This window comes from Exiguobacterium sp. N4-1P (assembly GCF_002214325.1).
This window is the reverse complement of the sequence record NZ_CP022236.1, coordinates 2,012,506-2,037,823: the sequence shown is the minus strand read 5'-3', so window position 1 is coordinate 2,037,823 and position 25,318 is coordinate 2,012,506. Positions and strand designations below refer to the sequence as shown.

Genomic DNA, 25,318 nt, shown 5'->3' with positions numbered 1-25,318 from the left:
CGCATGAGTGAATCCCGTTGGATGGAACGACCGCTGGAACAGGAACGGATGCGACTCGCACGGATAACGAGGGTCGAGCGAGATGAACGGATGAAGCGACTCGATGACGTGGCGATGAGTGATGACGACATTTTGTATAGGGTATATACGATGCAAGATGCTTTTTCTGAGAGTAAAGAAGAACGAGAACGCTTCATCAAAATAGCGGAATCGTTTTTGACAGTCGAAGGAGTTGAGCAAGTGCTTGCGCTCTTCCTCTTTGAGCATGGACAGGCATACCCGCTTCGTGTCGCGCTTCGGACAGCCTCACCATACTTACCATACGGTCTAGCAGTTAAGTTGGAAGAAGCGGCATCAATGCTTGGACGGCAAACGGAACCAGACAAGGAAGCACGTTCGGACGAATCGTTTTTAACTCGGAAATCGGTCGGAAAGTCGGAAGCGGAATGGATAAACGTTTTTCAAACAGGAACGTACGAACAACAATTCGAGCAGTTACGTGGACTGACGCTTGAAAAGGCGCTTGAATTGAGACGGTATCTTTGCACCTCTTATGCAATCGGTGAGGACGTAAGACAGCAAAGTTTGATCGTCCTTCATACGTTATTATCGCAATTAATGACGGATGACTCATGTTTTCCTTTAACGCTTCGAATCGAACGTTTGCAGCTTGACGTGACATTCGATTCCGCCGAGCAGCTACGTAGACGGTTGGAACAACAGCAGGCGCAACTGCTCGAAGTGCAAGAAGTTTTATTTAGCTTAAGACGGCTCGATCCTTTTCGAGCGCTACTAATGTTGTCCTGGCATCAAATGCTCCACCTCAATCAGGAAGTCGATTTATTCGATATGGATCCGGTCGAAATGATTGAAACGCTTGATGCACTCGCTGGAATGACGTTCGAACGTGATGTGCCCGAAAAAGAACTCGGGGCACTTGCGCGTGACTTATACGATAGTGCTCATCAGATGTTAGAAGAGGGAAAAGCGTACGAGAAGACGGCGATATAGGAAATGCGAGGAATCCATTCGTTCAACAGTGGTAATGCTCGGAATGGATGTGCTATAATGTGACTTGTTGTACACACATGTACGCTAATTGACAATTTTGGAGGGACTCAGCATGACTGCAAAATGGGAAAAACAATCAGGTAGCCTCGGCGTTCTCACGTATGAAGCGCCTGCTGAAGCATTTGATAAAGCGGTAGACCAAGCGTTCAAGAAAGTCGTTAAGACTTTGAACACACCTGGTTTCCGTAAAGGAAAAATGCCACGCACAATGTTTAACAAAATGTACGGTGAAGAAGCACTTTATCAAGATGCTCTTGATATCTTGTATCAAGATACAATCGAAGGTGCTGTCGTCGAATCAGGTATCGAGCCAATCGCGCTTGAAAACATCGACGTTGAAACACTCGAAAAAGGAAAACCGGTTGAGTTTAAAATCACGTTCGTCATCGAACCTGAAGCAACTCTCGGTGAGTACAAAGGTCTTGAGTACACAGCTGTCGAAACTGACGTCACTGACGAAGATGTCGATGCTGAACTCAAAACAATGCAAGAGCGTGGAGCAGAGCTCGTCGTAAAAGAAGACGGCGTCATCGAAAATGGCGACACAGTCGTATTCGACTTCGCAGGTTTTGATGGGGACAACCAATTCGACGGCGGAACTGCTGAAAACTATTCACTCGTCATCGGTTCAGGAAACTTCATTCCAGGATTCGAAGAGCAAATGGTCGGTCTGAAAACTGGTGAGCAAAAAGATATCGACGTTACTTTCCCAGAAGAGTACCATGAAGCATCACTCGCTGGTAAACCAGTCGTATTCAAAGTAACAATCCACGAAGTTAAAGCACAAGAACTCCCTGAATTGACAGATGAGTTCGCTAAAGAAATGGACGAAGAAGTTTCTTCTCTTGATGAGTTGAAAACAAAAATTCGTACACGTCTTGAAAACACACGTAAACAAGAAGCTGATGCTTCAATGCGTGATGAGTTGGTTGAAGCAGCGACTAAAAACGCGACAGTTGATCTTCCTGCAGTTATGGTCGACAACGAAGTTGAGCGTATGGTCCAAGAATTCACACAACGCATTCAATCACAAGGTATCGAACTCGACATGTACTTCCAGTTAACTGGAACGACAGAAGAAGCGATGCGTACTGAAATGAAAGAACAAGCAGAAGAACGTGTTAAAGCACGTCTCGTTCTGAAACAAATTGTTGCAGATGAAAACATCGAAGTGAACGAAGAAGAAGCGCAAGCTGAACTTCAATCGATGTCTGAACTCTACAACATCCCTGCTGATCAACTTGAAACGATGCTCGCGCCACAAGGTGGTCTCGACACGCTTAAAGGTGATCTCCAGTTCCGTAAAGCAATCGACGTTCTCGTTGATAATGCTAAAACGAAATAAGTTTTTTAACTGAACTAAACGATTTCAAGACCTATTTCTGGTCTTGAAGTCGTTTTTTTTGTACGATAGGTCAAACAAGGACAAACATTATCAAAATCTTCAAATCAAACTGTAAAACGCTCGTCCAAGATTTGAAAGACTTTCCTTGTTCGTGCTACAATCATTAATAGTAAAACGTGAGATTGGATGCGAAACGTATCTATACAACTTCCACGTTAAAGGGGTGGACCTTTATGTTTAAATTTAACGAAGAGAAAGGTCAGCTAAAATGTTCTTTCTGCGGAAAGACACAAGAGCAAGTGCGCAAACTTGTTGCTGGACCTGGCGTTTACATTTGCGATGAATGTATCGAACTCTGCAATGAAATCGTTGAAGAGGAACTTGGTACAGAAGAAGAAGTCGAACTAAAGAACGTACCAAAACCGCATGAAATTCGTGAGACATTAAATGATTATGTCATCGGTCAAGAGAAAGCCAAAAAGTCTTTGTCTGTCGCAATGTACAATCATTACAAACGAATCAACGCCGGTGGTCGGGCAGATGATGTCGAGCTTTCTAAATCTAACATCGTCATGATTGGACCAACAGGTAGTGGTAAGACACTTCTTGCACAAACAATGGCACGTATCTTAAATGTTCCTTTCGCGATTGCGGATGCGACAAGTTTAACGGAAGCTGGATATGTTGGGGAAGATGTTGAAAACATCCTCTTGAAACTCATTCAAGCTGCTGATTACGATGTCGAGAAAGCAGAAAAAGGAATCATCTATATTGATGAGATTGATAAAATTGCCCGTAAATCTGAAAATCCTTCCATCACACGTGATGTATCAGGGGAAGGGGTGCAACAAGCACTTCTTAAAATCCTAGAAGGAACAGTTGCGAGCGTACCGCCACAAGGTGGACGTAAACATCCACATCAAGAATTCATTCAAATCGATACGACGAATATTCTTTTCATCGTCGGTGGAGCATTTGATGGAATCGATCAATCGATTAAACGTCGTCTTGGTAAAAAAGTCATCGGATTCGGAAATGATTCTGAAAACCGTAACTTTACGCAAAAAGAAATTCTTGCTGCCGCATTACCAGAGGATCTCCAAAAATTCGGACTAATCCCCGAGTTCATCGGTCGTCTGCCAGTCATGGCGACACTCGAACCACTCGATGAGGATGCACTCGTCCAAATCTTGACGAAACCTAAAAATGCGTTAGTCAAACAATATAAAAAAATGCTTCAACTTGATGATGTCGAACTCGACTTCACAGATGAAGGACTAATTGAAATCGCGAAACTCGCAATCAAACGGAAAACCGGTGCACGTGGTTTACGTTCGATCATTGAGGAAACGATGCTTGAAATCATGTTCGAAATACCATCACGTGAAGATATCGCAAAAGTCATCATTACAGCTGAAACGTTGACTGGTAAGCGTGGTCCGACGCTTGAGTTGAAAGATGGTACAATTGAACAAGGTAAAGAAAAAGAAACGGCGTAACACCGTGACAAATCGGCTCGGAGGCTACTTGTACGCCTTTCCGAGCCTTTTTTGTTTAGGAGGAATTTGATGAAGACAAAACAATATCCACTTTTACCACTTCGTGGCGTCGTCGCCTATCCATTAATCGGCTTGACGATTGATGTTGGTCGACCAGTTTCACTAAAAGCATTACTCGCTTCAAAGGAACATGAAATTGATTTGGTCGTCGTGACGCAACGCGACCCAGAAGCAGAACCATCGGTTGACGGACTGCATACAATCGGAACACTTGTCCAAATCGCGAAGATGAGTGAGCTTGGCAATGATACGGTCCGCGTTCGCGTCATCGGTAAGGAACGTGTTCGGATTGAACAAGTCAGTGAAACGGATGAAGGGTATCAAGCAGCCATCGAACCGATCGAGAAAATCGATATCAAAGGTGCAAAACAAGAGGCGCTCGTCCGCTTGATTAAAGAACAATTCGGTCAACTCGTCTCCCGTATCAAAGGCATCGGGACAGACGAACGACGTCGTTTTGAAACGTATGAACGCCTGGATTCTTTGACGGATTACATCACGTCGAAATTGCCGATTGAACTTGCAAAAAAACAAGAATTCCTAGAAGAAAATGATCCGGTCGAGCGGGGCTTGATGTTGCTCGATGTCATGAAGCATGAGTATGAAGTCGTTGAGCTAGAGCGAGAAATGCGGGAACGGACGAAAAAAACGATTGAACAATCCCAACGTGACTATTACCTTCGGGAACAGTTGAAAACGATTCAACAAGAACTCGGAGGGGAAGCAGTTTCTGCTGAAAGTGATGCTGTGAAGTATAAAGAACAGCTAGCGATGCTAGATTTATCAGACACAGCCGTTGCAAACGTTGAAAAAGAAATCAATCGGTTAGCCGTCGTACCGGCGACGAGTCCGGAACATGGTGTCATTCGAAATTACTTGGAATGGTTCTTCTCGCTTCCATGGAATGAGGCGACGGATGATTTCTTGAACGTCGAAGCGGCGTCGGAACAACTCGATGAAGATCACTACGGTCTCGAAAAAGTAAAAGAACGGATTCTCGAGTATTTAGCTGTCCGTCAATTGACGGATTCGTTACGTGGACCGATTCTATGTCTCGCAGGTCCTCCGGGGGTCGGGAAGACTTCACTTGCACGTTCCATCGCTACCGCTCTTGAACGGAAGTTCGTCCGTGTATCGCTTGGTGGTGTACGAGATGAAGCAGAGATCCGCGGCCATCGCCGGACGTATATCGGAGCGATGCCGGGACGAATCATTCGTGGACTGAAACAAGCAGGTACGAACAATCCGGTCTTCCTACTCGACGAAATCGATAAGATGTCGAATGATTTCCGTGGGGATCCATCGTCTGCGATGCTTGAAGTGCTCGATCCTGAGCAAAACAATAGCTTTTCTGATCACTATATCGAAGAGCCGTTCGATTTATCGAACGTGTTATTCATCGCAACGGCGAATGATGTCTCGAACATTCCAGGACCTTTACTTGACCGGATGGAATTGATTCAAATCGGTGGTTATACGGAGCAAGAGAAAGCACAAATTGCGGTCCGTCACTTGCTATCGAAACAAATCAAAGAACACGGCTTGAAAAAGAGTCAATTAACAGTCAAACCGGACGCGCTCGAGGAAGTCGTCCGACGGTATACACGAGAAGCCGGTGTCCGGAACTTGGAACGTGTGTTAGGGTCGCTTTGTCGTAAGGCGGCGAAACAAATCGCGATGGGTGAAAAGAAACGTGTCACGGTGACGAAACGGAACTTACCAGACTTCTTAGGGAAACCGATCTACCGGTATGGTCAAGGAGAATTAGAAGATACGATTGGCGCGGTGACCGGTTTAGCGTATACTGCATTTGGGGGCGACACACTGACGATTGAAGTCAGTCTTGCGCCAGGTAAAGGAAAATTGCAATTAACGGGTAAACTTGGTGATGTCATGCAAGAGTCGGCTCAGACAGCATACAGCTTCGTACGAGCGAATGCTGAAACAGTTGGAATTGACCCGAATTTCTATGAAACACAGGATATTCATATCCACGTACCGGAAGGCGCCGTACCGAAAGATGGCCCGTCAGCTGGGATTACGATTGCGACAGCCTTGATTTCTGCTCTGACGAAACGTCCAGTCCGGCGCGACGTCGGAATGACAGGCGAAATCACGTTACGTGGTCGTGTCTTACCAATCGGTGGTCTAAAAGAGAAATCGCTCGCGGCACATCGTGCAGGATTGACGACGATTTTAATGCCACAAGACAATACGCGCGATATCGATGAGATTCCAGAAACCGTTCGAGATGGGATTCGATTCATTCCGGTCGCTACGATGGACCAAGTACTCGAACATGCATTAAAAGGAGAGTAACATGAAAATTTATAAAGCAGATTTTATTACAAGTGGTGTCAATCCGGAGCATTATCCGGAACCACTTCTTCCGGAAGTTGCACTTGCGGGACGGTCGAACGTCGGAAAGTCGTCGTTCATCAATAAGCTCGTACAGCGGAAGGCGCTCGCGCGTACTTCATCAAAACCAGGGAAAACACAAACGTTGAACTTCTTCAATATCAATGATGAGCTCATGTTTGTCGATGTACCCGGATACGGCTACGCGAAAGTTTCGAAAACGGAACGGGAAGCCTGGGGAAAAATGATGGAGAAGTATTTCACGACACGTGAAATACTAAAAGGTGTCGTCTTACTCGTTGACATTCGTCATGAACCATCGGCAGATGATGTCATCATGTACGACTTCTTAAAGTACTATGATTTATCCGTCATCGTCGTCGCGACAAAACTTGATAAAATCAAGCGTGGTCAGCGGGATAAACAAATCGCAGCCATCAAGCGGAAACTGCAATTTGATGGTCAAGATACATTCATTCCGTTTTCTTCAGAAACGGGCGAAGGTGTCGATGCGGCATGGGAAGCGATTTATGCTCATTTGTAAGAGGTACAACTGATTGAAGGTAAAAGGCAATGTTCATCTTGTGAACATTGCCTTTTAATTTATTATTTCGAAAATAATATAGATAAAAAATAGCGATGTATCTATACTTAATATTGTAAAAAGATAAAGATTATTTCCAGTTCTCTTTTGGGCATAGCTTTCATCCAGCGTAAATCTTGACGAAAAAGATGAAATAATAACAAATTAATGGAATAGCAGCTTTAAAAAATATGCTATACCGGAATTGAAAACTGTAGGAGGCTTATTCGTGGACTTACTTCGAAACAAATGGTTTAAAGCATTACTTTGGATACTAACGATTTTCTTAGTCATCTGGGTCGGGACGAAAATCTCGTTTTTATTCCAACCGATTAAAGTGATGCTTGCGTTAATTTTCCCACCACTTATCATTGCAGGAATTTTTTATTACTTTACACTTGGAATCGTTGACGCCTTACAAAAACGTGTCAAAAAACGTGGACTTGCCGTTCTGATTGTTTTACTCGCTTTTGTCGGGATTTTGACGCTCATCATTACGTTGATTGGTCCAATCCTCGTCAAACAGGTGACGGAGTTTGTCACGAGCATCCCGAATCTTGTCATAGAACTACGTGATCAAACGTTGAATCTACGCGATCAATTGATGGACAATCGTTTTATTTCGAATTGGGTTCAACACAATACGGAATTGTTTGACGAGTGGACGAATGAAGCGACGTCATATATCGGAACGCTCTTCAAGTCCGTTTCGGCATCTGTCGGAACCATTTTCGGTGTCATCTCTTCGACGGTTCTAATCGTCGTGCTCGTTCCGTTCATTCTCGTCTACATGCTGCTTGACGGGTACAAGTTTCCTGACTCGGTCGTTAAACTTTTACCGAAAGGCTATGAGGCAGAAACACGTAACATCTTACATGACATGCACGTGACGGTTAAGCACTACGTCAATGGTCAAGTCATCGTCTCACTCTGCGTCGGGTTGATGTCGTTAATCGGTTTCTTCATCTCAGATATTCAATACGCTTTGTTACTCGCATTATTTTGTACGGTGACGAACATCATTCCGTATCTTGGACCATATATCGGGGCTGTTCCTGCTGTCATCGTCGGATTCATCGATGATCCAATCAAGGCGCTTTATGCAATCATCACGATCGTTATCGCACAACAAATTGAATCGAATTTGATTTCTCCGTATGTTCAAGGGAAAACGTTAAAAGTTCATCCGTTGACGATCATCATCGTCTTGCTCGTCGCCGGTAAAATCGCCGGTATCATCGGCGTCATTTTGGCTGTTCCGACATATGCTGTCTCCAAAGTCGTCATCCAGAACATTGCTCGTATTTATCGTTTACGTCAGCAACAGTTCGACTTGCAGACCGAGAGCTCGACAATTATTACCGATTCTTCCAAATCCTAACGATAAGCCCTCTGCTGAAACATTCGAGCAGAGGGTTTGTGATTTATCCGAGAGAGGGATAGGATGAAAGAATACTTTTCACAACTTTGACTCATTTTAGTTTATAAATTGATTGGAATCTTTTTTATAATGGTTATAATGTAGAGTAGAGAACAAAAGATAGAGGAGAATGAAATCTTTAGACGTAAGGGGTAGAGCGCATGCATATCGTAGTTGTCGGTTTAAATAATAAGACGGCGCCTGTATCAATACGCGAACAAGTCTCATTTGGGGAACATGAGATGAAGGGAGCGGTCGTGGCGTTACGAGATGAAAAGAGTATTTTCGAGAGCGTCATCGTGTCGACTTGTAACCGGACCGAATTATATGTCGTGACGGATCAACCACACACAGGACGCTACTATACAAAACGTTTTCTTGCGAACTGGTTCGGTTTGACGATGGAAGAACTTGAACCGTATTTATTCATCCATGAAGGATTTGATGCGATGAAGCACTTGTTCCGAGTGACGAGTGGTCTCGATTCGATGATCGTCGGGGAAACGCAAATTTTAGGTCAAGTGAAGACAAGTTTTTTTACAGCGCAAAAATTAGAAACGACGGGAACGGTCTTCAACAAACTATTTAAGGAAGCGGTAACGCTTGCGAAACGTGCCCATGCTGAAACAGGAATCGGGGAGAGTGCCGTTTCTGTCAGTGCTGCTGCCGTGACACTTGCAGAACAATTGCTCGGTTCTCTTGAAGATAAATCAATTGTCGTCATCGGTGCCGGTGAGACAGGTGAATTGACGACGTTGAACTTGTATGAGGCCGGTGCGCGAGATATCACGGTCTTTAACCGAACGCTTGCGAAAGCAGAAGAAGTTGCGAATCGTTTCGAAGGGTCTGCACATTCGATTAACGAAATGCAATGTGGTCTTCTTCGCGCTGATATCGTCATTTCTTCTACCGGTGCCAAACGGGCGATCATCAAGCGGGAAGATATCGCCGCTGCTCAACTGTTCCGCAGTGACCGTCCCTTCCTGTTGATCGACATCGCGGTACCACGTGATATCGAGCCGACAGCGGGTGACTTACCTGGTGTTCATTTATATGACGTCGATGATTTAACATCAATCGTCCAACAGAACATGGCGGAACGGATGAAAGAAGCGGCTAAAATCGAGTTACGGATTGAAGCTGCCATCGCTGAGTTTGAAGGATGGATGACGACGCTTGGTGTCGTTCCAATCATTACGGAACTGCGCGATCAATCGCTTAAAATTCAGCAAGAGACGATGCAAAGCCTCGAACGGAAACTGCCGGACATGTCGGCCCGTGAAAAAGCCGTCATCGGAAAACACATGAAATCAATTATCAATCAATTATTACGTGAACCGCTCTCATACATTAAAGATGCCGCGGCAAAACCAGATGCAGAACAACGCATTGCACAGTTCATGGACACCTTTGCACTCGATGAAGAACTGTTTGATTCGTCGGTCGAAGACGTCGTGTTACAAGACGAAACTTCTGAACCACGCAAAGCTGTGAATCGGTGAACAAAGCTGTAATTGTGTTACAATAGAAAAGCATGGGGCGGACTTGTGCCGCCCCTTTATTATTGTACAGGGGGATTTTAGCATGCGAAAAATCATAGTAGGTTCACGCAGTTCGAAACTAGCGATGACACAGACGAAATGGGTCATCGAGCAATTGAAACAAGCGGGTGCTCCATATGAATTCGAAATCAAAAACATCATCACTAAAGGGGACCGCATCCTTGATGTGACATTGTCTAAAGTCGGCGGGAAAGGATTATTCGTCAAGGAAATCGAACAACAGATGCTGGATGAAGAAATCGACTTCGCTGTCCATAGCATGAAAGATCTTCCGTCAGAACTTCCGGCAGGTCTTATCATCGGATCAACACCTGCACGTGTCGATGCACGGGATGCGCTCATCACAACAACAGGCGGCGGACTTGCGACCCTGCCTGAAGGTGCTACGGTCGGGACGAGCAGTTTACGCCGCGGCTCACAATTGCTTAAACTTCGTCCGGATTTGAAGATTGAATCGATTCGCGGAAACATTGATACACGTCTCGAAAAGTTGAAGACAGGACCATTCGACGGGATTTTACTTGCGGCAGCTGGTCTGCAACGGATGGGGTGGTCAGATGAAATCGTCTCGGAATACATTTCGACGGACGAGATGATTCCTGCTGTCGGTCAAGGTATCTTGGCAATCGAATGCCGTGAACAAGATCAAGAAATCCGTGATCTTTTAAATTTAATTCATGATCAAATGACTGAAAAAGTGGCCTTTGCCGAGCGGTCATTCTTATCCGCGATCGAAGGAAGCTGTCACGTCCCGGTTGGTGGTTTTGCGACGATCAACGAAGATTTATCGACGACACTCGTCGGTTTCATCGGTTCAGTCGATGGGACACAAATCTTGCTCGAACGCGAAACTTCGCTTGACCCGATGCAACTCGGTCAACTCGTCGCGGATCGGTTACTCGATGCCGGCGGTCGCGAAATTCTTGCATCGTTGCCGGATGACTTATAAACGGCTTGTCCTGACCGGGAGTCGGCCACCGAACTCGCAGCAAGTGCAGCGTTTAGCGGAACGGCAGATTGAAGTCATTCACGAACCAAGTATCGAGACGGTACCGGTTGCATTCGAATTGCCACCGGCACTTGATTGGTTGGTCGTGACGAGCCCGACAGGCGTCGAACGAATCGAGGCCGATTTACCACGATTACAAAAAACGAAAATTGCAGTTGTTGGGACAAAAACAGCGCAAGCCCTCGAACGAGCGGGGCGAACCGCGGACTTCATCCCATCTGCCTTTACGGGTGATGTTCTCGTCGCCGAGTTACAGCACCAACTATTGCCGAACCAACGGATTTGTTTTGCCCGTGGGAATCGGTCGCGCCAAGAACCACTCGAACACTTAAAACAATTCGTCTCAGCTGACGTCCTCGAAGTCGTGACATATGAAACGAACATCCGACGGATTCCACGAGAACGTTTGTCAGACGCAACTTTTATCGGATTACAAAGTCCATCGGCCGTCGAAGCACTCGCTTCGTTAGCACTTCAAACGTCTGCGACGTATGTCGCGATTGGACCGGTCACGGAACAAGCAGCGCGAGTAGCAGGACTGTATCCTCTGCGCATCGCGAAGACGTTTACGCTCGACGGATTGATTGACTGTATTTTAGAGGAGGAACTGTTATGAACACATTAGAATTCGCACGTCACCGCCGTTTGCGAAATACGGCTTCACTTCGCTCACTCGTACGAGAAAATCATTTGCATAAATCAGATTTGATTTATCCACTGTTTATCGCAGAAGGAGAAGACATTAAGCGGGAAGTTAGTTCGATGCCTGGTGTGTTCAACCTATCGCTTGATCATCTCGAAGCAGAAATCAACGAAATCGTAAAACTCGGTATCGAGTCGGTGATTTTATTTGGTGTCCCACATGATCATTTAAAAGATGAACAAGGCACAGGGGCATTCCATGATCACGGGATCGTTCAAGAAGCAACGCGTCTCGTCAAGAAACTCGCACCGCAATTGACGGTCATCGCGGATACATGTCTCTGTGAATATACATCGACAGGACATTGCGGCATCGTCGCGGACGGTACAGTCGATAATGACGCCTCACTCCCACTGCACGTCCAAACGGCCGTCTCACAAGCGCGTGCCGGTGCAGACATCATTGCCCCATCCTCGATGATGGACGGTTTTGTCGCTGCGATCCGTCAAGGGCTCGATGAGAATGGGTTCAGCCATATTCCAGTCATGAGTTATGGCGTTAAGTACGCTTCTGCCTATTATGGGCCATTCCGTGACGCAGCCAATTCAGCACCGGGTGAAGGTGATCGTAAAGGATATCAAATGGATCCGGCGAACCGCCGTGAAGCATTCCGGGAAGCAACGTCTGACGTAGAACAAGGGGCAGACTTCATGATTGTCAAACCAGCGCTTGCCTTCATGGACATCATTCGGGACGTGCGCGAGCGGATTGATTTACCAATCGTCGCCTACAACGTCTCAGGGGAATATGCCATGGTCAAAGCAGCGGCACTCAACGGTTGGATTGATGAAGAACGAATCGTCATGGAGACGATGCTTGGCTTTAAACGTGCTGGAGCAGATTTAATCATCACGTATTTCGCGAAAGACATCTGTCGTTACTTGGAGGGATCGAAATGAGCTTAACCAATCAGAACTCAAAATCAAAAGCTGCCTTTGAGCGGGCATTACCACTCATGCCTGGTGGCGTGAACAGTCCAGTCCGTGCCTATAAATCAGTTGGTATGACACCAATCTTTGCCGAACGGGCAAGTGGTTCAAAATTATACGATATCGATGGGAAAGAATACATCGATTACGTTTTATCATGGGGACCGATGATTTTAGGTCACGCCGATCCGATCGTCACGGCGGCGATTCAAGAACAGGCAACACGCGGTTGGAGTTACGGGACACCAACTGAAATCGAGTCAGCGATGGCAGAACTCGTCATCAGTCGTGTCCCGTCCGTCGAGGTCGTCCGGATGGTCAACTCGGGGACGGAAGCAACGATGGCGGCATTACGTCTCGCGCGTGGGTTTACAGGCAAAACGAAAATCCTGAAATTTGAAGGATGTTACCACGGACACGGCGATTCGTTGTTGATTAAAGCCGGTTCAGGCGTCGCGACGCTCGGTCTTCCCGATTCACCGGGAGTTCCAGCACAAATCGCCAGCATGACGTTGACGGTTCCGTATAACGACATGGACGCTGTCCGGACTGCCTTTGAAAAACATGGTGACGATATCGCAGGTGTCATCGTTGAACCGGCAGCAGGGAACATGGGCTTCGTCCCGCCGGCAGCCGGATTCCTCGAAGGGCTTCGTGAAATCACGGAAGCACACGGTACGTTATTAATTTTCGACGAAGTCATGACGGGTTTCCGTGTCGGTTTCAACTGTGCCCAAGGATACTTCGGTGTCACGCCAGACATCACATGTCTCGGTAAAGTCATCGGTGGTGGTATGCCCGTCGGTGCCTACGGTGGACGCCGTGACATCATGGAGCAAATCGCGCCGCAAGGTCCAATCTATCAGGCAGGTACCCTGTCGGGGAATCCGCTTGCGATGGCAGCGGGGCTTGCGACCTTAACGCAATTAAAACCGGAGCACTATGAAGAATTTGACCAAAAAGCAAATCGTCTAGCAGAAGGCTATTTACAGGCTGCTGCGAAATATAACATTCCGTTGACGACGAACCGGGCTGGAGCAATGTTCGGTGTCTTCTTCACTAATCAACCCGTGACGAATTTCGAACAAGCGAAAACATCGAACCTCGAGATGTTCCGTTCGTACTATCAAAAGATGGCGGCGCGCGGAATCTTCCTCCCACCGTCACAATTCGAGGGACTCTTCTTATCGACCGTCCACTCGGATGATGATATCGAACGGACGATTGAAGCCGTCGAACTGACGTTCAAAGAACTCCAGGTCGAATTTAACCGTTAAGGAGTTCTTGACGGGTGATGGACGTCTCGGATAAAATAAGGAAAGAATAATTTGGAAACAGCGTTGACGGGAAGAGTAGTCAGACAACAGACTGTAAGAGAGAACACATCCACCGGCTGAGAGATGTGACAGTGTGTCCTGACGAAGGTCACCCCACGAGCTGGTATCGTAAGCGCGAGCGAGCGATATCCGGATTCCGCACGTTACGCGGGCTAGAGGGCACTCCCGTTTTCGGGGTGAACTAAGGTGGTACCGCGGAAGAGCAACGGCTTCTTTCGTCCTTAGATGAGGACGAGAGTAGCCGTTTTTATTATGGATAAAAGGAGCGATTTAGATGCAGGAATTATCAATGCCGACGAAATATGATCCGCAGGCGACGGAAGAAAAATGGTACGATTTTTGGTTGGAAGGGGAATATTTCAAAGCCGATCAAGATCCGGAGAAAGCACCGTACACGATCGTCATCCCCCCACCGAACGTGACAGGGAAACTACACCTCGGTCATGCTTGGGATACGACACTGCAAGACATGCTGACACGAATGAAACGGATGCAAGGGTTCGACGTCCTGTATTTGCCGGGAATGGACCACGCGGGAATCGCGACGCAAGCGAAAGTCGAACAAAAATTGCGGGCAGAAGGACAATCGCGCTTAGAAATGGGACGTGAGAAGTTCCTCGAACAATCATGGGCATGGAAAGAAGAATATGCGTCGACGATTCGTGCGCAATGGGCGAAACTCGGACTTGGTCTGGATTACTCACGCGAGCGCTTTACGCTCGATGAAGGGTTATCTGAAGCGGTCCAGGAAGTATTCGTTAAGCTGTATGAAAAAGGCTTGATTTACCGTGGCGAATACATCGTCAACTGGGACCCGGCGACGAAAACAGCGATTTCCGATATCGAAGTCATTTATAAAGATATCGAAGGTGCGTTCTACCACCTCAGCTATCCGTTGACGGACGGAACAGGTCACGTTGAACTCGCGACGACGCGCCCGGAGACGATGCTTGGGGATACGGCAATCGCCGTCAATCCGAAAGATGAGCGTTACGCTCACCTCGTCGGTAAAACGATCACGCTCCCGATCGTCGAACGAGAAATTCCGATCGTCGCTGACGAATATGTCGATATGGAATTTGGAACAGGGGTCGTTAAAATCACGCCAGCGCATGACCCGAATGACTTTGAAGTCGGGAACCGCCATGACTTACCACGTGTCCTCGTCATGAACGAAGACGGAACGATGAACGAAAACGCCGGTAAATACGAGGGTATGGATCGCTTCGACTGCCGCAAACAAATTGTCGAAGATTTGAAAGCCTCGGGCGTCTTGATTAAAGTCGAACCGCACCTGCACTCGGTTGGTCACTCGGAACGGTCGGATGCAGTCGTTGAACCGTACTTGTCGCTGCAATGGTTCGTCAAGATGGAGCCACTCGCTGAAAAAGCACTTGCTGAACAACAGGGCGAGGATAAAATCAACTTCGTCCCACAACGGTTCGAAAACACCTACGTCCGCTGGATGGAGAATATCCGTGACTGGTGTGTCAGCCGTCAACTCTGGTGGGGACACCGTATTCCAGCCTGGTATCATAAAGAAACAGGTGAAGTGTTCGTTGGGAAAGAAGCACCTGCCGACATCGAAAACTGGGAGCAGGACAACGATGTCCTCGATACGTGGTTCTCGTCAGCGCTCTGGCCGTTCTCGACGATGGGTTGGCCGAATACGGATGCTGCGGACTACCAAAAATACTTCCCGACGTCGACACTCGTTACGGGGTACGACATCATCGCCTTCTGGGTATCGCGGATGATTTTCCAATCGTATGAATTCACAGGCGAACGTCCATTCAACGATGTGTTGATTCACGGTCTGATTCGTGACTCGGACGGACGGAAGATGTCGAAATCACTCGGGAACGGAATCGATCCAATGGACGTCATCGAAAAATATGGTGCCGATTCACTCCGTTGGTTCTTAACGACAGGTTCGACGCCAGGAAACGACCTACGTTTCTATTGGGAAAAAATCGAAGCGACATGGAACTTCTCGAATAAATTGTGGAACGCAAGCCGTTTCGCACTGATGAACATGGATGGTCTGACGTATGAAGAAATCAATCTGACGGGCGAAAAATCATTAGCCGATCAGTGGATTTTGACACGTCTGAACACGACGATTGCTGATGTGACACGATTATCCGATAAGTATGAGTTCGGTGAAGCCGGTCGAGTCCTCTACCACTTCATCTGGGAAGATTTCTGTAACTGGTACATCGAGATGGCGAAGTTACCGCTGAACGGTGAAGATGAGGCCGCTAAATTGACGACGCGTTCGATTCTTGCGTACACGCTCGACCAAATCATGCGTCTGATGCACCCGTTCATGCCGTTCATCACGGAAGAGATTTGGCAACACTTGCCGCATCAAGGAGAAACGATCACGCGTGCGGCTTGGCCGACACGTAATGAGACACTCGACTTCCCGCAAGCAGTGCCGGCATTCGAAGCTGTCCAAAATGTTATCCGGTCGGTCCGCAACATTCGTGCCGAAGTAAACGCACCGATGTCAAAACAAATCCAGTTGATGATTTCGACGAGTGACGACCAAGTACAGCATGACTTAGAGACGAACGTCTCGTACTTGAAGAAGTTTACGAATGCTTCCGAATTACTTGTCGAACGCAGCATGGCGGCACCGGAAAAAGCACTCAGTGCCATCGTGACCGGCGCAGAATTGTTCATTCCGTTGGCTGACTTAATCAACATCGAAGAAGAAATCGCCCGCTTGAACAAAGAACTCGTCAAGTATACGAAGGAAGTCGAACGGGTCGAGAAAAAACTCAACAACCCAGGTTTCGTCGGAAAAGCACCGGCACATGTCATCGAAGAAGAACAGGCAAAAGCACAGGATTATAACGAAAAACGTGCGGCAGTCGAAGCGCGGATCAACGAACTATCTCAATAATTTCAACAGTGGCTCAAGTTTCCTTGAGCCACTTTTTTTAAAGGAGCGGGGACAGAGTGGAGACGAGAGAAGACGTATTAGAGTGGTTGTCACGGTTACTGGCATTCGGTATCAAACCGGGACTAAGTCGGATGGAAGCGTTACTAGAAGAACTAAAGATTGATCCGGATGCTGTTCCGACGATCCATGTCGCGGGGACGAACGGGAAAGGGTCGACCGTCGCCTTCTTACGGGAGATGGGAATGGCGGAAGGGTTACACATCGGGACGTTTACATCCCCATACATCATTCAGTTCGAGGAACGGATCATGCTGAACGGAGTGCCGATTGCTGAAGCGGATCTCGTTAAGGCAGCAAATGCAGTGAAGCAAGCAATGACCGAGCTTGAGCCGACGATTGGTACAGTGACGGAATTTGAAGCGTTGACGGCACTTGCTTTCTATCATTTCAATCAAGTTCGGCCAGACTTCGTCATTTACGAGGTCGGACTCGGAGGGCTTTATGACTCGACGAACGTACTGAAGCAACCGATTGCTGCCATCATCACCTCGATTGGTCACGATCATCAAGCGATTCTCGGAGATACGCTCCAAGAGATTGCCCTTCAAAAGTTCGGCATCATCAAACGGGGAACATCGGTCATTGCCGGGAAACTGCAAGAGGAATTGACGGTCCCGTTGATGGCCTATTGCGGCGACCGGGCAGCGACGTTGAAGTGGAGTCAGGAAGCCATCGTCTCGTACCGGCTGAACGCGACAGGGACATGGGCGACATATGAAGGGATTCCCGAAACACGACTTGGACTCGAAGGGCACCATCAAGTCGAAAATGCAGCGAATGCCGTCATCTGTGCAAAGAAACTCGGTTGGTCGAAGACGGCAATTCGTCGTGGTCTCCGAAACGCCAAACATCCGGGACGGTTTGAGACGATTTCGCGCGAGCCGCGCATCATCTTAGACGGGGCTCATAATCCGGAAGGTGTTAAAGCGCTCGTCGACCGTCTAAAACAGGAAACAATGCCAATCGTCATCCTTTGCTCCATCCTGCGGGATAAAGATCGCCTTGCGATGATTAAACAATTTCAGGAAGTGACACCAACGATTATGGAGACGACGTTTGATTTTCCGCGAGCCCGGTCGCTAGAAGAACTGACTGCGGATGGGGCAAATGTCATAGAACTCGATTCGTTTCTCGCTGAATACGAAGGAACCAATCAAACACTCATCGTAACAGGATCTCTTTACTTCATCAGTGTCGTTCGTGAAAAAATACTGCGACAACGTTTTACAAAAAAGGGAAAACGCTAAAAGTCCTTGTATACTAAGGTTGGGGTAATATAGTCCTATATTTTATGATCTTACGACGAGGAGACGATGGAAGATGAAACGGTGGTTACGTCTGTTTTTAGTCAGTGTACTGATCTTTACGAGTTTTAGTTATATACAGGAACCACATACGAAGGCTGCTGCGGCAGATAAGTTGAAAATTCTTGAAATCCGGGATGCATGGTCGACGACGAACCGGATTGATCCAAATACGACAATCACCTCATTGCTCAACGGGCTCGATTCGACCCGCTATGAGATTGAAATGATGACGGTCAAAGAATTGAACGCTTCTCGTTTTCCGTTAGATGGTGCGTTTGATGCTGTTGTCTTTGATCCATCCGTCTTCACAGGAACCGACCGTTATTCAATGACAATCTCGGATACGAAGAAAGCACATAATACGAGTAAGATTGAGAACGACATCACGAAGTTAAAAGGAAATGAAATCGTCAGTGCCTTCGTCAATAAAGGGCTGCCGGTTTTTCTACATCAAGATGTCTTGACACATACGTCAAGCAATTTTAATGCCATCTTTAAAGATCTTAAATCAAATGCATTGATGCGATATACGGATATTCAGACAGTCGTGACGAAGTTAAAGACTCAAAAGGTCATCCGTCCGCGGCTAGAAGGTGTTTCCGTCAAACAAAACGGTGTGTCATTAACAGGAATCGATAAAGGGAAGTCAGCTGTTCCGAACGTTCCAATCGACTTCATGTACACGACGACGCTCGAGAACACGAATCAGTTAGCGCAACTGTATATCGACTTTGATAGCAATGACCAATTTGAAGAGTCGGAAAAGGTTGATGAGAAGCCGGCTACCAAAACGGGGGCATTGAGCTATAATTTCGATGCCCCGAGTTACACGGGACCGCGGAACTGGATGATCCGTGTGTCGAGTAGCGACGGACTGACCGACTACAAAACAGGTAGTTTCTTAATGAAGGACCAAGTCGCAGAAGCAAAAATCTTACAGGTGACGCGCAGTGGATCGACGGGTTCAATCAATGGCTTCATGAACACCGGTACGTTATTGAAAGAAACCGGGTACTATGATTTTAACGTCGAAGTCATTACGGCAGATACATTTAACAGTACGTACGCATCACGAAACTTAAATACGACGTACGACATGTTAATCTTTGGATTTCAAGATTCGTACGGAGCGGCGTCGCTGAATGATGCGGCCTCGAATGCAATCCTTGATTTCACGAACACCGGGCAAGGACTGATGTTGTCCCACGATACGATTTTCCGTCCAAGTCAGTCAGCGAATCCGGAACTGTTCTGGGAAAAGAAATTTGCCGGACTTGCCGGACAAAAGAACTTCACGAACATGGGGTACGGAGCACAGCGGACGTCAGGGAAGGCGGTCAAACAAAATGACGGTGTCATGACGTCGTATCCGTTTACGTTAGCGGATGAAGTCTCAATCGCAACAACCCATGACCAATACTTTGGTCTTGATTTAGAACAACCCGATTTAATTCCGTGGTACAACATTCGGGAAAATAGTACGGCTGATTCGAATCAGTCAGCCGGACGCACAATCGGCGATGCCCGTAACCATTACTACATGTATACAAAAGGCAATGTGACGTATTCTGGTGCAGGACATACCTCGACGTTCAACCAACAACAGGAAAAAGAACTGTTCTCGAACACGATGTACCGCGCCTTTATCGGGGCGAATCATAAACCGCTCATTAAAAATATCCTGCCAGCCAATCAAGCGAGTTATTTAGACAATGAACCAATCACGGTATCTTATAAGGTTAATGACTATGACTTACGCGATCGGGAATTGAAGACACGAATCTACATCGACAATGAAAAAGTGTATGAAAATAATAAACTAAAAAACAATTCGTTTGTCAGCCAAAGCTTCGATGCTAAGTTGACAGGGAAAACAACCGCGACAATCCGGATCGAAGCAGAGGATCAACGGGGGGCGAAAACGATTGAGACACGTACCGTCCAAATCGTTCAGCCATCCGCTTCATCTCCGTTCACGTTATCACGGTCAATCGATCCGGCAACGATTCCGCAAGGGGAAACAGCAACGATTACGTATACGGTCAAAACAAGCCCGATGCTTCAAAAAGATGCAATCGGTAACAACGGCTACATCATGGGACAATTTTCAGTAACGATGGAAGATATTTTGTTTACAGAAAACTTCCCGAGTAATGTCGAAGTCGTCTCAGCAACAGGTCTTAACGGTGCGAAAATCGTCAATCAAACATTGACGGGGAATGTACCGGACATCGAATATGATGAAGCGATTGAAGGGCTCCACAAAGGATTATGGATTGCAAAGCCGTCGGAACTGACTTTTACCGTAAAAGTACGAGCGAAGGATGCGGCAGGTGTTCATGTCTTCGATGAAAAAGAGAATACAATTGTTTCAACGAAGACCATCTACCGTGATAAAAAAAATGGCGTCGATAAATCGACTTCACTTGCGAACGATGTTCAGTCGTTCCCGAGACTAGGATATGCCTTATCGACCCGCTTTGCGACGGAAGCTAAAATTCCAGCTGTCCGGATGGATATCAACACGCCGTCTTATAAGGTATTGCCAGAAATCAATCCGGCAGGTAGCCAGTACGGCACATTGAGATGGTCGATTGAAGATACGAGCATTGCGAAGATTAACGATCAAGGCATCATCGAACCGAAGAAAATCGGAACGACGGAAATTAAATTGATTGTCCCCGTCGCGAATGGACGTGAGTTAGTCGCGACTTCGAAGTTGACGATTAACGATGTCTTTGGTGGATTGATCGTCCGTGGTGTACCAAGCGAGTTATACGTCGGACAGACGAAAGCGATGACGGGCGAAGCAGCCATGTTGTCCGGGACGGATGCACCGATTAAATGGCTTGTCACGAACAACGATTTAGTCGAGGCTACCGGTCTGACAACAGATGAGTTATCGCTAACAGGAAAAAAACCAGGCACAATGACCGTTCAAGCCGTTGTTCCGGCATCGAGCGGCAGCACGACCTATTTAGCACAGTCGCAAATCTATACGATTGAAGTTAAATTACCGGAACTAGCCGTAACACCGAATAACCTAGAGTTATGGGTCAACACGACGCAAGATGTCACAGCGACCTTTACACCGAGTATTCGATTACCGTTCACCGTTTCGACGTCTAGTCCGGCGATCGAACTCATTCAAACGGCGGCTGGTTACACAGTCAAGGGAATAACGGGGACACCGGCTGGTCCAGTCGACGGCTTATTGAAACTTCGAGATTTTACAGCGACACAAGCCATCACGAAAATCATGGTACGTGAAAATCCAACTGATTTGACGGCGAACGATTTAACACTTTCCATGCAGGATGTTCAAAAGCAGCCTGTCTTGAACTGGTTACCCGTGACGGCGACAGAGCGTTTTTATCGGTTGGAAGTGCTTCAGGGAAAAGAGTATGTGAAGATTGATTCATCGGCACAAGCCTTAAAACCGATTCGCCCAGGTGTCGCACGTGTCAAAGTGACGGCATTAAAAGCAGATCAATCGGTCCTTGAAGTCATCAAAACCGGTGCGACGGAGAAACAACCGTTGACGGCGACCTTTAAAGTGACGATTTCTTCTGAAGGTTCGAGCACTTCACCAGATACGGATGTCTATTAAGTGACGGGGGAAATGACGTGAAGAAAAAGCAAATCATTAGCGTCGTTCTCCTGTTTCTAATCGGAATTGGAGCAGCGACCTACTTGTTGATCGAACAGCGAAACCAGCAAGCGTTTGAAAAGAGTATCGATACGTCAGATGTTAACGCATTTGCGTCAGCAGTCGAACACGTTTCTTTATCGACAAAAGACCGGAATCAGTACATTCAGCAGTTCCAAGAAGCACTCGACTATGACAAAGCACTCGTTTTGTTGGACGACACGAGTGTTAAAAATCAAGTTAACTGGTTTTATGTCGCCCGGTTCGGACCAGCTTCTGTAGTCAAGCAATGGCTTGCTACGGGGGCTTCCGTCGAGCAAACGAATGAGCAACAACAGACAGTCTTGCATGTTGCGACGAGCGTGAACCAACCTGCGGATGCTTATGCTTTACTGATTAAAGAAGCTACACGAAAAAATATCAATGCGCTCGATAAAGCCGGAAATTCGCCTCTCTACTATGCGACGGTCGATCAAAATGAGACTGTGATTAAGCAGTTACTGGCAGCAGGAGCAAATCCGAACGTCGGAAAGCATCAGCCGATTTATGAAGCAGTCAAACAAGACCGACAGGATATTTATCAGTTGTTGGTAAAACAAGGTGCAGAAGTCAAGAAGACCAAAGTCAAAAAGTTGGCACGAGCGTATGGTGCGACAACATTTCAATGAAAAAACCCCTCGACATCCATCAATGTCGAGGGGTTTTTAGCGTCAAGGAGTTGTTCGTTTCGGAGTCTCGACATACATTTTGACAGCCCGACTGAGTGGAAGCATCGACGTCGGATTTTTCAGGACACTCGCATCATATTTCAGGCGGAGACGAGATTGTACCGCGTCAGCAGATTTTTTCGTGTTCATCAAAGTGGTCAACGCGGTGACGTCTGCCGGGTAGCGCGCTTCCGGTAAGTCCAGCGTCCCGCGATACGCATTAACCTCAAGCTGTCCTTTTGTGAAGATACCGCCTTGTAAGTTCATCGTCGACCCGACTGAATAAATGCGATTCAAGGTAGGCGAATCACTGTAAAGAAAGGCATTCATGTCCGGTGCGGTTGTTTTAGGTGCGGAAAACTTATTGACACGATTGATCGTTAACGTTCCTTTGCTGAGTAAAATCAGAGTGTTTTGATTCGTTGAACTCGTGATGCCTTGAATGTTGGCATCATCTAACCGGCTTGAACCGGTCGAGAAGATGGTTGTCGCAAAACTGACGTTACCCCGAATCAATAAATCACCGAGGACGACGATTGGACGTTTAATCTCAAGCGGTTGCGTAATCGGATTGAGTGAAGAAATCGTCAAGTTGCCGTCGATGATTAACGGTTCGAGCGATTCTTTAACGATATCATCGGTAATCGTCACTGTATTTTGCTCAGTCGGAGCTGGGATGATGATTTGTTTCTTCGTACTCAATTCATTCAAGAATGGTCCTGTCAGCACCGATTTTTCAATTGATTGACTCTTTAAGTAGGTCGGAACGGAGGCGAGTGGTGTGTTACTTGGAATCGTTAAGAAATCATTCAGGGCAAATTCAAAATCGAACGGAACGAGCGTATCTTTCGTTGAAACAAGATCCGTTTTGGTGGTCGGATCAAAGACGGTCGCATCACATGGTAAAAAGTCTGTACATGTTAGAAGCGGTTGAGTTTGCGGCTGGAAAACACGAACTTGTCCATCAATGTATGGATGGGCCAGCTTATCTGTATAGTGGCCTATCTGACCGTTATAGATGAAGTTTGGCGTCGCAGAAACTTTGAGTGCTTCCCGCGAGAAGACGTTCCCTTCGATTCGTGGTGCTCCATTTAAGATGACTTGATTGTCGGACCCGAGCGTATAGTATAGAAAACTAGGAATCGCTGATAAATAGACCCGTTGAGTATAGGTCTTTTTGACCGTCGGTTGATCACCTTTCGTCTCTTCGACGTGAGCGGTCAAATCGAACGCTTTAACACGGACGTTCGAGGCGGCTTCATTTAACTGAACTTCAACAAGAGGAGCCGACGTCTTCAAGGGGAGTATGATTTTATTCGGGATATCTGCAAATAGCTCTTTTGAGGAACTGGTTGGATTCTCTTGACTGGTTTTTGCGACGAGTTGTTGGAGTGCTGCGATCGCTTGATCAAGCTCGTTTTGCGTCGCTGTATCGACTTCGATATTCGTTCCGCGAATTTCCGTCAATCGTGTCGATTGTAGGCTGACACCAATCGTCGCGATTGCTAAGACCGATAGGACGGTCAATGTCACGAGTACGAACAATAGCGTATAACCTTCTTCAGATTTTTTCATGGGTCGTCCTTTCTGAACTAAAATCCAATCGTACTATTCAAGGTCTGTGTTTCTTCATTATCCGTCGACTGAATTCGGAGCGTCATCGTCAAAATGCCATGGACGACGTATCTGCCCGGGTAGTCACCGGTCGTGATGTCGACGTACTCGGGACTTGAAATCGTAAAGGTCTTTTTGATTTCTGTTTGATCATTGATGTTTTCGAGTGCACCTTCGTAGATGAGTATGTTTTCGTCAAGTCGTTGTGTTGCGAATGTATAGGTGATTGGAGTTGATGTGACTTCATTTTGTTGTTCGACATTGGCGTTGAACGGAATGAAGCCGTCCGTTCGCTCGAGTAGACCGGAATCTAGGTTAAGGCTAGGCAATGTCTTTTTATAGAAAGACAGCTCATTCGCTGTTGTGATGCGAATGGCATCGAAGCCGGTGATTTCATTTAAAATGAGTCCGACCGAACTATCGGCTTCGCTTCTGAGCTCACTGATGATTCCCGTCGCCTGAAAACTCTTTGTACCGGAGATGAAGACGGTCAGGATGACTCCGCTAAAAATAGCAGCGATGACGATGGCAACGAGCAGTTCGACGAGGGAAAATCCGTCATTTTGTTGCGGGAAAACTTTGGTTGAGCGTCGCATTCGTAATCGATCCTTTCAATGATGTAATCGGTTCAGCTTGACCGTCGAGATAGACATAGACGTATAAATCGAGGAGGTTCGGATTTTCGATTCCTTCGATTTTATGCGGGGTAACACTGATTTTTACATCGAATGGCATATTATTTATTTCCGCATCATTGAAGATTGAGTCACAAATAGCCGATACACCACATGACGGCGTGTTCGGCGTCGGTATTGTATAGCTACCATTCTGATATGGGGTGCCTTTCGTCTGTTCAAGAAGTGTATCGAATACGAAGGGGCCGTTCTCCGCTTCGACGGCTTCCCGTTCGATATAAGAAGCGGCATTTTTCGCCAGGTAATTCGCAAACGTCAATTCCGTGCTATCACGAGAAGCGGATAAGGATTGGGAAAAAATGCTGATGAGTGAAACTGAAATGATTGAAAGAATCGTGATACTGACTAATACTTCGATTAATGAAAAGCCTTGTTGCTTGTTTTGCATGGATTCACCTCGTATCTGACTCAATATGAATTATCTATTCAAAAATGAAAAACGGTATGTATTCACACATGATGAAAGTTATTGTCAGGATAGGACTTATGTTTCATCATA

At 46.7% G+C, this 25,318-nt stretch carries 18 protein-coding genes; 15 read left to right on the top strand and 3 right to left on the bottom strand.

Features of this window, described 5'->3' with window-relative positions; translation table 11 throughout:
- Window positions 1–3: 3 nt before the first annotated feature.
- From A0126_RS10560 to A0126_RS10490, 15 genes are all read left to right on the top strand, one after another.
- The gene (locus tag A0126_RS10560; protein ID WP_088837560.1) at window positions 4–1,011 is read left to right on the top strand and encodes a hypothetical protein; all 1,008 of its coding nucleotides are present in this window, start codon (window positions 4–6) and stop codon (window positions 1,009–1,011) included.
- A gap of 112 nt (window positions 1,012–1,123) precedes the next feature.
- Entirely contained in the window at window positions 1,124–2,416 is a 1,293-nt protein-coding gene (gene tig / locus A0126_RS10555; protein WP_088837559.1) for a trigger factor, read from the top strand.
- 233 nt (window positions 2,417–2,649) lie between these two features.
- On the top strand, window positions 2,650–3,915 hold the full coding sequence (gene clpX, locus A0126_RS10550) for an ATP-dependent protease ATP-binding subunit ClpX (protein WP_088837558.1): 1,266 nt from the start codon (window positions 2,650–2,652) through the stop codon (window positions 3,913–3,915).
- Between the two features lie 69 nt (window positions 3,916–3,984).
- Window positions 3,985–6,294, top strand: coding sequence for an endopeptidase La (gene lon, locus A0126_RS10545; protein ID WP_088837557.1), 2,310 nt, complete (start codon window positions 3,985–3,987; stop codon window positions 6,292–6,294).
- A gap of 1 nt (window position 6,295) precedes the next feature.
- Complete coding sequence (yihA, locus tag A0126_RS10540) at window positions 6,296–6,877, top strand: ribosome biogenesis GTP-binding protein YihA/YsxC (RefSeq protein WP_088837556.1); 582 nt, start codon at window positions 6,296–6,298, stop codon at window positions 6,875–6,877.
- Between the two features lie 268 nt (window positions 6,878–7,145).
- Entirely contained in the window at window positions 7,146–8,297 is a 1,152-nt protein-coding gene (locus tag A0126_RS10535) for an AI-2E family transporter (protein ID WP_088837555.1), read from the top strand.
- A 200-nt stretch (window positions 8,298–8,497) separates the two neighbouring features.
- Window positions 8,498–9,838 carry a glutamyl-tRNA reductase gene (hemA, locus tag A0126_RS10530; protein WP_088837554.1) on the top strand — a complete coding sequence of 447 codons (1,341 nt, stop codon included), beginning with the start codon at window positions 8,498–8,500 and terminating at the stop codon, window positions 9,836–9,838.
- Between the two features lie 82 nt (window positions 9,839–9,920).
- Entirely contained in the window at window positions 9,921–10,847 is a 927-nt protein-coding gene (hemC, locus tag A0126_RS10525) for a hydroxymethylbilane synthase (RefSeq protein ID WP_088837553.1), read from the top strand.
- Entirely contained in the window at window positions 10,837–11,523 is a 687-nt protein-coding gene (locus tag A0126_RS10520) for a uroporphyrinogen-III synthase (protein WP_088838508.1), read from the top strand. Before hemC ends, A0126_RS10520 begins: the two co-directional genes overlap by 11 nt.
- Window positions 11,520–12,509, top strand: a complete 990-nt coding sequence (gene hemB, locus A0126_RS10515) for a porphobilinogen synthase (protein ID WP_029331074.1) — start codon at window positions 11,520–11,522, stop codon at window positions 12,507–12,509. Before A0126_RS10520 ends, hemB begins: the two co-directional genes overlap by 4 nt.
- Entirely contained in the window at window positions 12,506–13,816 is a 1,311-nt protein-coding gene (gene hemL, locus A0126_RS10510) for a glutamate-1-semialdehyde 2,1-aminomutase (protein ID WP_088837552.1), read from the top strand. Before hemB ends, hemL begins: the two co-directional genes overlap by 4 nt.
- A 334-nt stretch (window positions 13,817–14,150) precedes the next feature.
- Window positions 14,151–16,787, top strand: coding sequence for a valine--tRNA ligase (locus tag A0126_RS10505; protein ID WP_088837551.1), 2,637 nt, complete (start codon window positions 14,151–14,153; stop codon window positions 16,785–16,787).
- 56 nt (window positions 16,788–16,843) lie between these two features.
- Window positions 16,844–18,094: a bifunctional folylpolyglutamate synthase/dihydrofolate synthase gene (locus A0126_RS10500; RefSeq protein ID WP_088837550.1), complete on the top strand. Its 1,251-nt coding sequence runs from the start codon at window positions 16,844–16,846 to the stop codon at window positions 18,092–18,094.
- A gap of 73 nt (window positions 18,095–18,167) precedes the next feature.
- Window positions 18,168–21,764: a DUF5057 domain-containing protein gene (locus A0126_RS10495; RefSeq protein WP_088837549.1), complete on the top strand. Its 3,597-nt coding sequence runs from the start codon at window positions 18,168–18,170 to the stop codon at window positions 21,762–21,764.
- 17 nt (window positions 21,765–21,781) lie between these two features.
- The gene (locus A0126_RS10490; RefSeq protein ID WP_088837548.1) at window positions 21,782–22,471 is read left to right on the top strand and encodes an ankyrin repeat domain-containing protein; all 690 of its coding nucleotides are present in this window, start codon (window positions 21,782–21,784) and stop codon (window positions 22,469–22,471) included.
- 42 nt (window positions 22,472–22,513) lie between these two features.
- On the opposite strand, the gene A0126_RS10485 is transcribed toward A0126_RS10490, so the two are convergent.
- From A0126_RS10485 to A0126_RS10475, 3 genes are read right to left on the bottom strand one after another with little or no spacing between them, the layout of a single operon-like run.
- Window positions 22,514–24,085, bottom strand: a complete 1,572-nt coding sequence (locus A0126_RS10485) for a hypothetical protein (protein WP_088837547.1) — start codon at window positions 24,083–24,085, stop codon at window positions 22,514–22,516.
- A gap of 17 nt (window positions 24,086–24,102) precedes the next feature.
- Window positions 24,103–24,720 (bottom strand): PilW family protein, encoded by a 618-nt coding sequence (locus A0126_RS10480; RefSeq protein WP_088837546.1) that lies wholly within the window; start codon window positions 24,718–24,720, stop codon window positions 24,103–24,105.
- Window positions 24,683–25,207: a type IV pilus modification PilV family protein gene (locus tag A0126_RS10475; RefSeq protein ID WP_088837545.1), complete on the bottom strand. Its 525-nt coding sequence runs from the start codon at window positions 25,205–25,207 to the stop codon at window positions 24,683–24,685. The genes A0126_RS10480 and A0126_RS10475 overlap by 38 nt, the downstream gene beginning before the upstream one ends.
- Window positions 25,208–25,318 lie beyond the last annotated feature (111 nt).

Coding starts and splice junctions, on each gene's coding strand:
- A0126_RS10475 (WP_088837545.1), bottom strand. CDS start 25,207: ATGCAAAACAAGCAACAAGGCTTTTCATTAATCGAAGTATTAGTCAGT.
- clpX (WP_088837558.1), top strand. CDS start 2,650: ATGTTTAAATTTAACGAAGAGAAAGGTCAGCTAAAATGTTCTTTCTGC.
- yihA (WP_088837556.1), top strand. CDS start 6,296: ATGAAAATTTATAAAGCAGATTTTATTACAAGTGGTGTCAATCCGGAG.
- hemL (WP_088837552.1), top strand. CDS start 12,506: ATGAGCTTAACCAATCAGAACTCAAAATCAAAAGCTGCCTTTGAGCGG.
- A0126_RS10560 (WP_088837560.1), top strand. CDS start 4: ATGAGTGAATCCCGTTGGATGGAACGACCGCTGGAACAGGAACGGATG.
- A0126_RS10495 (WP_088837549.1), top strand. CDS start 18,168: ATGAAACGGTGGTTACGTCTGTTTTTAGTCAGTGTACTGATCTTTACG.
- A0126_RS10480 (WP_088837546.1), bottom strand. CDS start 24,720: ATGCGACGCTCAACCAAAGTTTTCCCGCAACAAAATGACGGATTTTCC.
- tig (WP_088837559.1), top strand. CDS start 1,124: ATGACTGCAAAATGGGAAAAACAATCAGGTAGCCTCGGCGTTCTCACG.
- hemB (WP_029331074.1), top strand. CDS start 11,520: ATGAACACATTAGAATTCGCACGTCACCGCCGTTTGCGAAATACGGCT.
- A0126_RS10485 (WP_088837547.1), bottom strand. CDS start 24,085: ATGAAAAAATCTGAAGAAGGTTATACGCTATTGTTCGTACTCGTGACA.
- A0126_RS10520 (WP_088838508.1), top strand. CDS start 10,837: ATGACTTATAAACGGCTTGTCCTGACCGGGAGTCGGCCACCGAACTCG.
- hemC (WP_088837553.1), top strand. CDS start 9,921: ATGCGAAAAATCATAGTAGGTTCACGCAGTTCGAAACTAGCGATGACA.
- A0126_RS10505 (WP_088837551.1), top strand. CDS start 14,151: ATGCAGGAATTATCAATGCCGACGAAATATGATCCGCAGGCGACGGAA.
- lon (WP_088837557.1), top strand. CDS start 3,985: ATGAAGACAAAACAATATCCACTTTTACCACTTCGTGGCGTCGTCGCC.
- hemA (WP_088837554.1), top strand. CDS start 8,498: ATGCATATCGTAGTTGTCGGTTTAAATAATAAGACGGCGCCTGTATCA.